This is a genomic window from Streptomyces sp. NPDC059037 (assembly GCF_042740015.1).
Classification (GTDB): domain Bacteria; phylum Actinomycetota; class Actinomycetes; order Streptomycetales; family Streptomycetaceae; genus Streptomyces.
Map to the genome: position 1 here is coordinate 1 of NZ_JBHYIG010000040.1, position 11,814 is coordinate 11,814.

At 71.4% G+C, this 11,814-nt stretch carries 11 protein-coding genes and 1 pseudogene; 3 read left to right on the forward strand and 9 right to left on the reverse strand.

What is annotated here, in order from left to right:
* Positions 1-157 precede the first annotated feature (157 nt).
* Positions 158-1,306: a DUF2690 domain-containing protein gene (locus ACFWY6_RS11570; protein WP_384687984.1), complete on the reverse strand. Its 1,149-nt coding sequence runs from the start codon at positions 1,304-1,306 to the stop codon at positions 158-160.
* Between the two features lie 353 nt (positions 1,307-1,659).
* Here ACFWY6_RS11570 and ACFWY6_RS11575 point away from each other — a divergent pair, with 353 nt between their 5' ends.
* Positions 1,660-2,205 carry a peptidoglycan-binding protein gene (locus tag ACFWY6_RS11575; RefSeq protein ID WP_384687985.1) on the forward strand — a complete coding sequence of 182 codons (546 nt, stop codon included), beginning with the start codon at positions 1,660-1,662 and terminating at the stop codon, positions 2,203-2,205.
* 50 nt (positions 2,206-2,255) lie between these two features.
* Here ACFWY6_RS11575 and ACFWY6_RS11580 read toward each other — a convergent pair whose 3' ends face one another.
* The 3 genes from ACFWY6_RS11580 to ACFWY6_RS11590 form a co-directional block, all read right to left on the reverse strand.
* On the reverse strand, positions 2,256-2,696 hold the full coding sequence (locus ACFWY6_RS11580; RefSeq protein ID WP_384687986.1) for a helix-turn-helix domain-containing protein: 441 nt from the start codon (positions 2,694-2,696) through the stop codon (positions 2,256-2,258).
* Between the two features lie 272 nt (positions 2,697-2,968).
* On the reverse strand, positions 2,969-3,859 hold the full coding sequence (locus ACFWY6_RS11585) for a helix-turn-helix domain-containing protein (RefSeq protein WP_384687987.1): 891 nt from the start codon (positions 3,857-3,859) through the stop codon (positions 2,969-2,971).
* Positions 3,856-4,626, reverse strand: coding sequence for a helix-turn-helix domain-containing protein (locus ACFWY6_RS11590; protein WP_384687989.1), 771 nt, complete (start codon positions 4,624-4,626; stop codon positions 3,856-3,858). The genes ACFWY6_RS11585 and ACFWY6_RS11590 overlap by 4 nt, the downstream gene beginning before the upstream one ends.
* Before the next feature lie 282 nt (positions 4,627-4,908).
* On the opposite strand from ACFWY6_RS11590, the gene ACFWY6_RS11595 reads away from it, so the two are divergent.
* Positions 4,909-5,319, forward strand: a complete 411-nt coding sequence (locus ACFWY6_RS11595) for a peptidase inhibitor family I36 protein (protein ID WP_266870137.1) — start codon at positions 4,909-4,911, stop codon at positions 5,317-5,319.
* A gap of 98 nt (positions 5,320-5,417) precedes the next feature.
* Positions 5,418-5,555, forward strand: a pseudogene (locus ACFWY6_RS11600) (rhodanese-like domain-containing protein); the annotation flags it as partial.
* A 3-nt stretch (positions 5,556-5,558) separates the two neighbouring features.
* On the opposite strand, the gene ACFWY6_RS11605 reads toward ACFWY6_RS11600, so the two are convergent.
* The 5 genes from ACFWY6_RS11605 to ACFWY6_RS11625 form a co-directional block, all read right to left on the reverse strand.
* Positions 5,559-8,102, reverse strand: coding sequence for an FtsX-like permease family protein (locus ACFWY6_RS11605; RefSeq protein WP_384687990.1), 2,544 nt, complete (start codon positions 8,100-8,102; stop codon positions 5,559-5,561).
* Positions 8,099-8,992, reverse strand: coding sequence for a helix-turn-helix domain-containing protein (locus ACFWY6_RS11610; protein WP_384687992.1), 894 nt, complete (start codon positions 8,990-8,992; stop codon positions 8,099-8,101). The genes ACFWY6_RS11605 and ACFWY6_RS11610 overlap by 4 nt, the downstream gene beginning before the upstream one ends.
* A 188-nt stretch (positions 8,993-9,180) precedes the next feature.
* Positions 9,181-9,945, reverse strand: coding sequence for a recombination regulator RecX (recX, locus tag ACFWY6_RS11615; RefSeq protein ID WP_384687994.1), 765 nt, complete (start codon positions 9,943-9,945; stop codon positions 9,181-9,183).
* Positions 9,946-9,948: 3 nt separating this feature from the next.
* Positions 9,949-11,073 carry a recombinase RecA gene (recA, locus tag ACFWY6_RS11620; RefSeq protein WP_266871258.1) on the reverse strand — a complete coding sequence of 375 codons (1,125 nt, stop codon included), beginning with the start codon at positions 11,071-11,073 and terminating at the stop codon, positions 9,949-9,951.
* Between the two features lie 334 nt (positions 11,074-11,407).
* Complete coding sequence (locus ACFWY6_RS11625; protein ID WP_384687995.1) at positions 11,408-11,683, reverse strand: hypothetical protein; 276 nt, start codon at positions 11,681-11,683, stop codon at positions 11,408-11,410.
* Positions 11,684-11,814 lie beyond the last annotated feature (131 nt).

An 11,814-nucleotide genomic window follows, 5' to 3' on the forward strand; every position in this document is an offset into this window, starting at 1 on the left:
TGGGGGGGGGGGGGTGGGGTCGCGCCGGGGGCGCGGGTGATCCGTTCGTTGGGTCTCCGCGCCGCCTCTGCTCGGCGCACTTTTCCCGCCCACCCAGCGGACTTTTCCCGCCCACCCACCCGATTACCCGGCAGCCCGTCCGCCTCGTCGTGTCCGCCTACTTCGTGCAGCCGGTGACGCCCGACTTCAACGTCGCGCACGCCTCCGCCGACGCCCCGTCCTTCACCGCCGTCATCGGCGTGTACGCGTCGAAGTCCGCGTTCACGGTCCCCGCCTGCTTGGCGCCCGAGCCGGCGGAGATCGTCACCTTGTCCCCCACCGCCGCCTGCGTGATCCGCGCCCAAGCCGCCCCGCAGGCCTTGCTGTAGCGGACCTCGATCAGCGCCTTGCCGACCGTCGCGCGCGTCGTCGTCCTGGCCAGTTCGCCGCCGCAGCCCATCGTCTCCGGGTCCTTGCCGGTGCAGCTCTTGCCGCTGCACTCGACGCCCGCGGGCAGATCCGTGTCACTCGTGGTCGGCGAGGCCGGCGGCTTCGCGCCCTCGTCGTCCTTGTCGCCCTTGCCGAAGTCCGTCAGGAAGAAGACCGCGGCTATGACCACGAGCGCGCCGACCGTCCCCGCGAGGAACATCGTCAGCTTCCTGCGCCGCCGCTGCCCGTCGGGCGAGCCACCGCCACGGCGCGGCTCCTGCGTACCGGGCGGCGCGACGACGGGCCCCCGGCCGCCGTCCCCGACGCCGTACGAGGAAGCAGCCCCGTACGCACCGGCTCCCACGCCCGCTCCCACGCCCGCGCCGGACGGCGAGGCCTGCGGAGGCGCCGTGGGCGCGACGCCCGCCGGGCCCGCGACCCCCGTCATGCTCCGGCCGCCGCGGCCACCGGCGTCGACATCGGTGCCTGTGCCGCCCGCCGAGCCGCCCCGCGCCGTGCCCGTACCGCCCTTGCCCTTGCCCTTGGGCGGGTTCGGCCCCAGCTCCCCGAGCGCGGCCCGCGCCTGGGAGATCCGGATGGCCTGCATGGTCATGTCGTGGCGCATCTCGGAGCGGCTCCAGGCGCGCTCCGCGAGCTCCCACATGGTGATGAGGTGCACGGGGTTGGTGCCCGTCACCTCGGCCAACGCGACGATCGCACCCTTCGGGGCGAGCAGCCGCCCGTTCAGATAGCGCTCCCACGACGTCTTGCTGTACCCGGTGCGGTCCGACACCGCGGCAATGCTCAGACCACTGCGGTCGACGAGCCTGCGCAGCTGATTGGCGAACTCCCTGACCTCCGGATCAAGCTCATCCGGTAGCGCCTTCCAACGAGGCATTACTCCCCCTATTCCCCCCGTACGTGCCTACTTGCCCCCGCGCGTGAAGCCCCCTGCCCTGCCAAGGAGCAGCCCCCGCCACCCCTGTCATGGACTACCCAGAGGGATGCCAGAAGTCAGGATGTCAGTTCCCAGACTGGGGGCGCACGGGAGCATTCGGGCCACTGGCGTGCACCGTCGCACTCCTCGCGGGCCGACGTCCAGTGTCCCACCGCTGTCCCGCATCACAATGCGGAACCCCAGCTAGCGGCCCGGGACGTCCCAAAGCATCCCGAATGCACCTGTTGAACCTTTTATGAACGGCGGGCCGGAGGCAGCATCGGAGGGGTCAACGCACCACCTAGGGGGATCAGATGCGCATCAGCAAGGGCAGGTCGAAGCGGCTGCTCGGCTCGGCCGTCGCCGTGACGGCGGGGGCCGCGCTCGCGCTCGGGGGCACGGCATCGCTCGCGCAGGCGAGCGGTCCGCACGTCATCGACGGCAAGGGTGCCGCGTACAACGACTGGGGCGACGAGGGCGACCTCTCCCGCCACAGCCACGCGAACAGCAACGCCACGCGGCTCTGGCAGACCGTCCTGTACGCGGACGGGGCGAAGTGGAAGGACAGCGACGGCAACCGGCACACGTTCAAGAAGTGGGACATCGACGGCAGCTTCGGCCGGAAGACCGAGTCGGCCACCAAGTGGTGGCAGCAGCGCGAGGACGTGGAGGACGTCGACGGGATCGCCGGCAAGGAGACGTTCGGCGTCGCGGACGACTATCTGGACGGCCCGGGCTACAACGGCCGCGTCACGTACAGCGGCTACAAGCATGACGTCACCTTCAAGCGCCTCGGCAGCACGTACTACGTGAAGATCGACGGCGAGTGGAAGAAGGCCGCGTACAACTGGCGTGGCTGACCCCCGGCTCTACCCGCACCCCCGACCAGGGCCGCCACCGCATGGCGGCCCTAGCTCATGAGATTCCTCAGGAGGCCTTCCAGCAGCACCATGAGGATGAGGAACGCGGTGAGACCGGCGATGGAACGCCAGGTCCACGCGGCGCGCCTGCGCGGCTTCGCGCGCTTGCCCTCCTTGCTCAGCACGACGCGCGGGGCTGGATCCGCGCCCCCCGCCGCACCCCGCGGCCACACGCGCACCGCCAACTCCCAGCGTGCGCAGACCCGTTCGCTGTCCTCCTTCGCCACCTCGCACAGCGCCGTGACCGCCCGGCGGGGCGGTGGCTGCTGTGCGTTGAGGTAGCGCTGCCAGGAGGATTTGCTGTACGCGGTCTCCTTGCCGAGCGCGACCAGGCTCAGGCCGGTGCGGTCCTTGAGCAGCCTCAGCTGTTCCACGAAGTGCCGCACTTCCGGGGGAAGTCCCTCCGGCAGCGGCCGCCAGGCAGCACTCATGCTTCACCCCCAGCATGTGCCCAGTTTGCCCACATGACGGTCGGACGGCCCGAAGTGGTTCCCTCCGCACCCGGTCGGCACCTGTTGCGGGCTTCGCACACCGTTGCGGAATGGTCACCTCCGTGCCACAGGGGCAAGGCATCCCTTGAACAGAATTGGCGCGGGCATGACGCTGGAACTCGTTGAAAGCGGCCCCCACAGACCGGCGGCGCCCGTCCTCCCACGGGGGAGAGGACGGGCGCCGTCTTGTTTCCCGGGCGTTTCCCGATGGGCTACTTCCCCGCATCCCCGGTCTTCCCGCCGGCTCCGAAGCACTGCCGCTCACCGTCCCGCACCAGGCAGCCCCGCACATCCGCCAGCTCGTCACGCCGCGCGGCGGCCATCGGCGTCGGCAGCGAACCCTCCTCGTCGAACCGGTCCCGCACCTCGGTCTGCTGGGTGCCGATGCCCGGCGCGACGATCTCGACCCGGTCGCCCACCCGCCCCCGGTCGATCCGGGCCCACACCGCCCCGCACTCCACGGAGCGCCGCACCTTGACGACCGTGCCGCCGCCGAAGCGGTGCTCGGCCAGCGTGCCGGGCGGGTTCGCCGCGCCGGAGCAGCGGGTGGCCTCCGCGTCCTTGCCGGTGCAGGAGTCGCCCGAACAGCCGGGTGCGGGGCCCGAGTTGACGCTGGTCGGCGCGCCCTCCGCGTCCGTGCCACTGCCGCCGAAGCCCCAGACGACCAGGAGCACCCCTGCCGCGACGGCGGCGAGACCGCCGAGCGTCCCGGCGAGGAATCCGGTGGAGCGCCAGCGCCCGCGCTCGGCGGGGCCCGGCTCACCGTCGGCCTCCGGCGTGGGCGCGTCGGCCACGTCACGCGGCTCCTCGCGCCGCGCTCCGGCGGGCCCCGCCGCGCCCACGCCGGCGCGGCCGCTCCACGCGGACTCCGCGAGGCCCCACAGGGCGAGCGGCCTGTCCTGCCGCTCGCCCGCGAGGACGCACAGCTCCTCGACGGCCTGCCGGGGCGGCAGCGTCTTGCCGTTGAGGTAGCGCTCCCACGACGACTTGCTGTACGGCGTCTTCGCCGCGAGTGCGGCCAGGCTCAGCCCCGCGGCCGCCCGCAGTTCGCGGAGCGCCTCGGCGAGACGTACACACTCCGACGGCCGTTCCTGGCTGGTCACTTGCGCAGCACCTTCCACGTGTCGGGGCCGATCTTGCCGTCGACCGCGATGTTCGCCTTGTCCTGGATCCGCTTCACCGCGCGCTCGGTGTTGTTGCCGAACGCGCCGTCGGCGACTCCGGGCGATGCCTCGCGGTGCTCCAGGAGGCACTGCGCCTCCACCACGGACCACCGGGTGGACAACCGCTCGATCAGTTCCGTGCGCGTGCGGCTGTAGCCCGCGTACAGCAGGCCGTTGTCGTCGCGCCGCACCTCGCACTCATAGGTCTTGCCCGGCTTGTACTCGAACTCGCCGAATTCCGGGTGGGCTTCACCCGTGAACGGCTTGTCGTCCCCCTTGGCGTCGCTCTCCTCCTCCCAGGGTGCGAGCAGCGCGAACACGGCGAGCATCACCAGCGCCGTGCACACGCTCGACAGCACGATCGCGAGCCAGGGCACCGGGCGGCGCACGGCAGCCGCGGCCGGGGTGCTCTCCCCCACCGGGGCGCCCGTCTCGACGTCCGACTCCCGGCCCTCCGCGGCCACTTCACGCAGCGCAAGGAGCGGCGCCGGTTCGGTGTCGCAGGCCCGCGCGAGCGCCTCGACCGCCTCCGCGGGAGGCAGTGACCTGCCGTTGAGATACCTGTCCCAGGACGAACGGCTGTACCCCGTCCGGGACGCCAACGCCGCCAGGCCAAGACCGCTGTGGTCCTTGAGCCTGCGCAGCCTTACGACGAACTGCCGCACCCGCGGGTCAAGCGAGTCGGGCAGCTCCTTCCATCGAGACATGTTCCACCCCATGTCCTTCAGTCCCTGAAGTAGAGGATGCCCGAACGCTCGGCGGCAGTTCCGGCGTCCTGCCGAATCCGGCCGGTCTCAGCCGTCCCGCGCAAGCCGTCCCACGCACCAGGGACCCGCAGGTCAGCGCCCGGGACGTCCCGCGCGTGCCTGATCGCACCGGCGGATCTGGCGGTCCGCACCCGCCGTCCCGCATCGTCATCAGTGCACAACGGGCGGCGCGGTCCACCCCGCGCCGCCCTCCACATCACCGTGAATTCTTCGGGGGAAGACATGAACATCACGGCAACGCGCAGGACCGTCGGCATCGGCATCGCCTCGCTCGCCCTCATGGGCGGCTCGGCGAGCGGCGTGGCGATGGCGAGCACAGGGGGCGGCGCGGCTCCGGCCGGCGTCGAGGCCAAGGGCGCGTCGGACTGCCCCAAGGGCTGGCTGTGCGTCTGGTCCGGCAAGAACTTCACCGGGCGGATGCAGAAGGTCCAGTACAACAACAAGGACCTGTCCAGGTTCGCCGTGTTCGCGGGCGGCTCCTGGTCCGGCTACAACAACGGCCGCAAGTGCGACGTGGCCCTCTACGCGGGCAAGAACTACACGAAGTACATCGGCACGCAGCCCCGCGGCGAGAAGGGCAACGCCAACCACAAGCTGAAGATCCTCTCCAACAAGTGGGTCAACTGCCGCTGACCACGGCAGCGCAGGCCCACACCACCACAGCGGCGCCCCGCCGCCTCGGGGGGGAGGTACGGGGCCGCGGCCCGCGGCCGGGGGGGCCCGGCGGGGGGCTCGTCGTGGTCTGCAACGAGGGCTACGCGTCGAGCCTGGCGGCCGTCTCCTTGCGGCAGTTGGGGCTGCGGCACGCCACCGATCTCATCGGCGGGTTCCAGGCGTGGAAGGCGGCCGGGCTTCCCGTCGAGCGGTGACGCTCATTCCTTGGCCGTGGCCACCGTCACGGGGCGCGGCCTCAGGGCGACGCGGCCGGGGAGCCCGGTCGCGGTGAGGGCGAGCAGTGCCGCGAGGGCCACCACGGAGACGTACACCAAGGGTGCGACCGAGGGCGCCGCGCTGCCCGTCATGCCGATGCTGAAGGCCGTCAGGACGGCGAGGGCGATGCCGCTGCCGAGGGCAGTGCCGATGAGCAGCACGGACAGTGCTTCGGTGCGCAGCATGCGCAGGACCTGGCGGCGGCTCGCGCCGGCGAGGCGCAGCATCGCGAACTCGCGGACGCGTTCGGAGACCGACATGGCCAGGGTGTTGACCACGGCGATCGCGGTGAAAGCCAGGATCAGGCCCATGGCGAGGTAGTTCACCTCGGCGTTCGCCTGCTGGCGTTCGGCCTGGAGGTTGTCGGCCTCGGTCGGTGCGAGGACCTGCACGCCCGGGAACTTCCGGACCCCTGCCGCGAGTTGTTCCTGTGTACGGTCGCTCTTGATCAGGACTGTGGCGGCGAGCGGGTTGTCGACGTGGCGGGCGACCAGGTCGTGCGCCATGGTCAGATCGCCGAACCCGAGCCCGCGCGCGTACACGGCACCGACCTTGAGCTCGGTCTTCGTGCCGTCGCCGAGCGTGAGCTTCAGGGTGCTTCCGGGCTTCAAGTCGAGCTGGTCCGCGGCCAGTTCACTGACGGCGACGCTGTCCTTGCCGAAACCCTTCAGGGTTCCGGCGGTGACGTCCGGGTCCCAGGTGCGGGTGAGACCGGCCGTACTGACGCCCTGCGCCGGGTACTTGTCGAGGCCTACGCGCACGGTGGTGCGGACTACTTCGGTGGCGGCCTCGACGCCTTCGGTCGTACGCAGCTTCTGCGCGGCCTGGGCCGGGACGCCGGGCCCCTGTGCCGCCAGGACCCAGTCGGCGCGGATGCCCTCGCGGGCCTGCGCGCGGGCCGCGTCGCCGAGGGTGGGCTGGACGAACAGGACGGTGCAGGTCATGCCGGTGAGGAGGGCGAGCGGGGTGACGGCGGCCGCCATCCTGGCGGCGTTGCCCCGGAGGTTGGCGTGCGCGAGGCGGCCGCCCGGACCGGAGAGCCGCAGCGGGCCGCGGATCAGGGCGGCCGCCGCCTTGACCAGGAGCGGGCCGAGGAGCGCGATGGCGCAGGAGAGGACCACAACGGCCAGGAACGTCACGGGAGTCGACGCGGGCTCGGTGCGCAGAACGCTGAGCAGGGCGACCAGTACGACGCCTCCGGCGAGGATCACGAGCCCCGCGACGACGCGGCTCCACGGCAGCCCGGAGCGCTCGACGCGTGCTTCGGCGAGTGCCTGCGCCGGGCGGATCCTGGCGATGCGGCGGGCCGAGACGCGGGCGGCTGCCCAGGCCCCGAAGAGCGTCGCGCCCATGGCTGCCATGGGCGGGAAGAAGCTCACGGAACGCTCCAGCGTGGCGGGGATCGCGCCCAGCTCCACGAACCGGCCGTGCAGCCTGCCGCCGAGCGGGATTCCGGCGAGCGAGCCGAGGATGCCTGCGGCCGCGCCGACGATCAGGGCCTCGCGGCCGAGGAGCCGCCGGATCTGCTTGGGGGTGGCGGCGATGGCGCGGAGCAGGGCGAGCTCGCGGTGGCGCTGCTGCACGGAGAGGGCGAAGGTGCCGACGACCACGAGGATGGCGACGAGGAGGGATGTGCCGCCCATCGCGCCGCCCATGCTGACCAGCTTGACGCGGGCGCTCGCCGCGTCGAGGAATTCGACGGGACCGCGGTCGTCTCCGGCGCTGACCTGCGCCTTCGTTCCGCTGAGCGCGTGGGTGACCGCCACCTTGAGGTCTCCCGTGTCGGTCCCCTTGGCGGGTACGACGCCGAAGGCGGTGACCTGTCCCGGGTGGGCGGCGAGCCGCTCGGCCTCGCCGGTGGAGAAGAAGAGCGACGTCTGGTGGGCGAGCGCGCCCTGGGCGGGGGCCGCGACTCCGGTGATCCGGTAGGTGCGCGGTGCCTGTGTCGACTGGACGGTGAGCCGGTCTCCCGGCTCGAGGCGGGCGCGGTCGGCGAGGTCGCGGTCGATGACGAGGTCGCCGGCGGCGCGTGGGGCCTTGCCCTCGACGAGACGGAAGGGAGTGAGTGCGGCCGATCGCCACGAGTGACCGTACACGGGCTTGTCGGAGTGGTCGCCGGACGTGCGCGTCAACGGCTCGGCGAGGAAGGTGAGTTCGGGAACGACCTCGTGGACACCGGGAGTGCCCCGGAGCTTGCGCTCGATGTCGTCCGGCAGCCAGGCCCGTTCGGCGATCGGCTTGGCCTTGTGCTTGACCTTGGTCTTGCCCTTCTTGTGCTTGACCGTGGTCTGGTGGACGTTCTGGTCGGCGGAGACGACCAAGGGGGCCGCGGCATAGCGCTCGGTCCGGACGGTGCCCCGCAGGCCCGTCTCCAGGAGGGTGCCGCAAGCCGTGATGAGCGCGGCGGCGCACATCAGCGCGAGGAAGGCACCGAGGAATCCGCCCTTGCGGGCTCGGACGGTCTGCAGTGCGTAGCGCAGCATCATGATGTGGCCTCGGGTTCGGTGGCGTCGGGTGTGGAGGGTGCATCAGGCGTGGAGGGTGCATCGGGTGTACCGGGTGCGTCGGGTGCGGAGGGTGCATCGGGTGCGGAGGGGTGGGCGGGCTCGTCCGGGAGTTCGGGTGCCGGGAAGGCCAGGAGCCGGGTGAGCACGGTGCGCGCGTCGGCCGGCGTTTCGGCGTCGGGGCGCTTGTAGCGGTTGAGCAGGGCGATGTACTCCTCGAAGAAGTCGCGGAGTTCGGGCAGAGTCAGCCGGATCGTGCCGCGCGAGTACGGGAACGCGTCGGCCCACTCGCCGAGTTCGGGGCCGCCGTCCCGCTGCAACTGCTCGAAGAGCTCCAGGTCGGCGGCGTACGAGAGGTGGTTCAACTCGTCCATGACGAGCCGCGTCTCGGCGTTCTGCCTGCTGCGCGGCGGAAAGCGCCGATCGCCGGGGACCGCACGCCACCAGCGCTCACGGCCGTGCCCCGCGCCCCCGGTCTCCTCGACGAAGCCGTAGCGGGCGAGTTCACGCAGGTGGTAACTGGTGGCCCCGGTGTTCAGGCCGAGGTCCCTGGCGAGGGTCGCGGAGGTGGCGGGACCGTGCACGGTGAGGTGCTGCAACATCTGCTGCCGCCGGGGCTGCGCGAGCGCCTTGAGCACACGGAGATCGCGAAGCTCTTCGGGGGCGTGGTGCGCTGCCGCGCGCTGGGGGGCTGCTTGGGGCTCGCCTTCGGGCGCTGCGTCGAGTTCGGGCTCGTCTCCGGGGACCGCGTCAGTCCCGCCCTCCGGGACGGCTTCGGTCCCGCCCTGCAGGGCCGCGCCGGTCGCGCCGTCCGATGCGGGCTCCGCCCCACCTTCCGGCGCGGAGCCGGTCGTGCCGGGTTGCTTTGCCATGCGTACACAGTTTCCTGTGCACAGGGAGCTGTGCAGTGCGGTGGACCGGCGTCTTCAGTGGGGGGTTAACCCCACCCCCCAGGAGCAGCAGGCGAGTTGAGGGCGAGTACGTGAAAGGGCCGGGCCGCGGTTCGCACCGCGCTGCCCGGCCCTGACCTGAGCCCCACCCCCGCGAGGGCCCTGGTCGCTCAACCCCCGTCGTACCCGAGGTCTTCCCCGTCCTCGCCCTCTTCCTCCAGGGCCTGCCGGACGATCCTCAGCGCGAGGCCTTCCGAGTAGCCCTTGCGGGCGAGCATGCCCGCGAGCCTGCGCAGCCGCTTGTCGCGGTCGAGGCCTCGCGTGGAGCGGAGCTTGCGGGCGACCAGCTCGCGTGCGGTCGCCTCCTCCTGCTCCGAGTCGAGCTGTCCGACGGCCTCCTCGATCAGCGTGGCGTCCACGCCCTTCGTCCGCAGCTCCTGCGCGAGCGCCCGCCGGGCCAGGCCCCGGCCGTGGTGCCGGGACTCCACCCACGCGCCCGCGAAGGCACCGTCGTTGATCAGCCCGACCTCTTCGAAACGGGTCAGCACTTCGTCCGCCACGTCCTCGGGAATCTCCCGCTTGCGCAGGGCGTCCGCGAGCTGCTTGCGCGTACGCGGGGTTCCGGTGAGCAGGCGCAGACAGATCGCCCGCGCCCGCTCAGCCGGATCCCCCGTCGGCGGCTCCCCCTTCTCGGCCCTCGACGAGGAAGGGGGGCCGCTGTCCTGTTGGCCGTCGCCCCGGCTGTCACCCCGGCCGTCACCGAAGCCGCCTCGCCGACGACGACGGCCGCCGCTCCTGCCGCCGTCGCGCGAGCCGGTACCCGCACCACCCTGGCCGGCGCCGCCCTGATCCGCACCGTCCGCGAAGCCCTGGCCCACGGGGGCGGTGTGGTGCTCGGGGACGGTGTGCTCCGCCCAGTCGGTTCGCCGTGTCACGGATCAGCTCTTGGCCGCTGCGGCCTTGGGCTTGGTGGCCTTCGCCGCCGGTGCGGGCACCGTCTTGGCGGCGTCCTCGGCCGCGCCCGCCGCGTCCTTGCCCGGCTCGGCGGCCGGCTCCTCCGGCTTCGGCTTCACGCCGACGCCCAGCTTCTCCTTGATCTTCTTCTCGATCTCGTTGGCGAGATCGGGGTTGTCCTTCAGGAAGTTACGGGCGTTCTCCTTGCCCTGGCCGAGCTGGTCGCCCTCGTACGTATACCAGGCGCCCGCCTTGCGGACGAAGCCGTGCTCCACGCCCATGTCGATCAGGCCGCCCTCGCGGCTGATGCCCTGGCCGTAGAGGATGTCGAACTCGGCCTGCTTGAAGGGCGGCGCGACCTTGTTCTTGACGACCTTGACGCGAGTGCGGTTGCCGACCGCGTCGGTGCCGTCCTTGAGAGTCTCGATGCGGCGGATGTCGAGCCGCACGGAGGCGTAGAACTTCAGCGCGCGGCCACCGGTCGTGGTCTCCGGGGAGCCGAACATCACGCCGATCTTCTCGCGGAGCTGGTTGATGAAGATCGCGGTGGTCTTGGACTGGTTGAGCGCGCTGGTGATCTTCCGGAGGGCCTGGCTCATCAGGCGGGCCTGCAGACCCACGTGCGAGTCGCCCATCTCGCCCTCGATCTCCGCGCGCGGCACCAGAGCCGCGACGGAGTCGATGACGATCAGGTCGAGGGCGCCGGAGCGCACCAGCATGTCGACGATCTCCAGAGCCTGCTCGCCGTTGTCCGGCTGGGACAGGATCAGGTTGTCGATGTCGACGCCGAGCTTCTTCGCGTACTCGGGGTCGAGGGCGTGCTCGGCGTCCACGAAGGCGACGGCGCCGCCCGCGCGCTGGGCGTTGGCCACGGCGTGCAGCGTCAGCGTCGTCTTACCGGAGGACTCCGGTCCGTACACCTCCACCACACGACCGCGCGGGATGCCGCCGACGCCGAGCGCGACGTCGAGCGCGGTCGACCCGGTGGGGATCACCTCGATGGGGTCGTTCGGCCGCTCGCCCATGCGCATGACCGCGCCCTTGCCGAACTGCCGTTCAATCTGTGCGAGCGCGGCGTCCAGCGCCTTCTCGCGGTCGGTTCCTGCCATGGGTTCCACCCGATTTGCTTGTGTCGATCGCTTCACGTCAATGACGCTAGCGCCTGCCACTGACAATCCGCCCCGACGGCCGTCCAGCCTGTGGATAACTCGGGGCGATCGCCCCGCCGAAACCGGCCGGAGCTCCGGGCATCCCCCCGCGAAATCCCCGGGAAAACGCCGCCAGACACCCTATAAGAATGGATGTTCGAATTTGGTGTCAAGCGCACCACGCGGCACCACCGAGAGTCTCCTGTGCCATCGAAGCGCCGCCGAAGTGCCGCCGAAGTGCCATCGAAGACTCAGCGGCGCACCATCGCATCTCGGGCGCACGCTCCCTGCCGCGCTACACGTGCCGGACGACCTCATAGATCGTCTGGGAGACGGGTGCCGGGTGCGGGGCGTTGTTCCAGCCGATCTCCTCGGCCCGTTTCTCGATCGCCTTTCGTGCGGCGTGGGCTGCGTCTTCGTCCTCGAAGAAGGCGACAGACAGCCCGTTGCCCGTGGCGGGGTCGACGAGGTGGTACGCGCCATGGACGCCGGGCACGGCGGCGGTGGCATCCAGCACCCAGTCCCGGTCGTCAGTCGGCATCGGCTCCCACACGGCCACCCTCGCGATCATCGCTGCCTCCTTCTCGTCGGTCTGAGCCTCCAGAATGAAACAGCTTTCGGTAATGAAGCAGCTTTCGGTGACAGTGCTCGGCCTTCGCAGGCCCCGCGGCTACTCCCCCGGGCGTACGGCCGCTGCCTTCG

Coding starts and splice junctions, on each gene's coding strand:
- ACFWY6_RS11570 (WP_384687984.1), bottom strand. CDS start 1,306: ATGCCTCGTTGGAAGGCGCTACCGGATGAGCTTGATCCGGAGGTCAGG.
- ACFWY6_RS11575 (WP_384687985.1), top strand. CDS start 1,660: ATGCGCATCAGCAAGGGCAGGTCGAAGCGGCTGCTCGGCTCGGCCGTC.
- ACFWY6_RS11580 (WP_384687986.1), bottom strand. CDS start 2,696: ATGAGTGCTGCCTGGCGGCCGCTGCCGGAGGGACTTCCCCCGGAAGTG.
- ACFWY6_RS11590 (WP_384687989.1), bottom strand. CDS start 4,626: ATGTCTCGATGGAAGGAGCTGCCCGACTCGCTTGACCCGCGGGTGCGG.
- ACFWY6_RS11595 (WP_266870137.1), top strand. CDS start 4,909: ATGAACATCACGGCAACGCGCAGGACCGTCGGCATCGGCATCGCCTCG.
- ACFWY6_RS11605 (WP_384687990.1), bottom strand. CDS start 8,102: ATGATGCTGCGCTACGCACTGCAGACCGTCCGAGCCCGCAAGGGCGGA.
- ACFWY6_RS11610 (WP_384687992.1), bottom strand. CDS start 8,992: ATGGCAAAGCAACCCGGCACGACCGGCTCCGCGCCGGAAGGTGGGGCG.
- recA (WP_266871258.1), bottom strand. CDS start 11,073: ATGGCAGGAACCGACCGCGAGAAGGCGCTGGACGCCGCGCTCGCACAG.
- ACFWY6_RS11625 (WP_384687995.1), bottom strand. CDS start 11,683: ATGATCGCGAGGGTGGCCGTGTGGGAGCCGATGCCGACTGACGACCGG.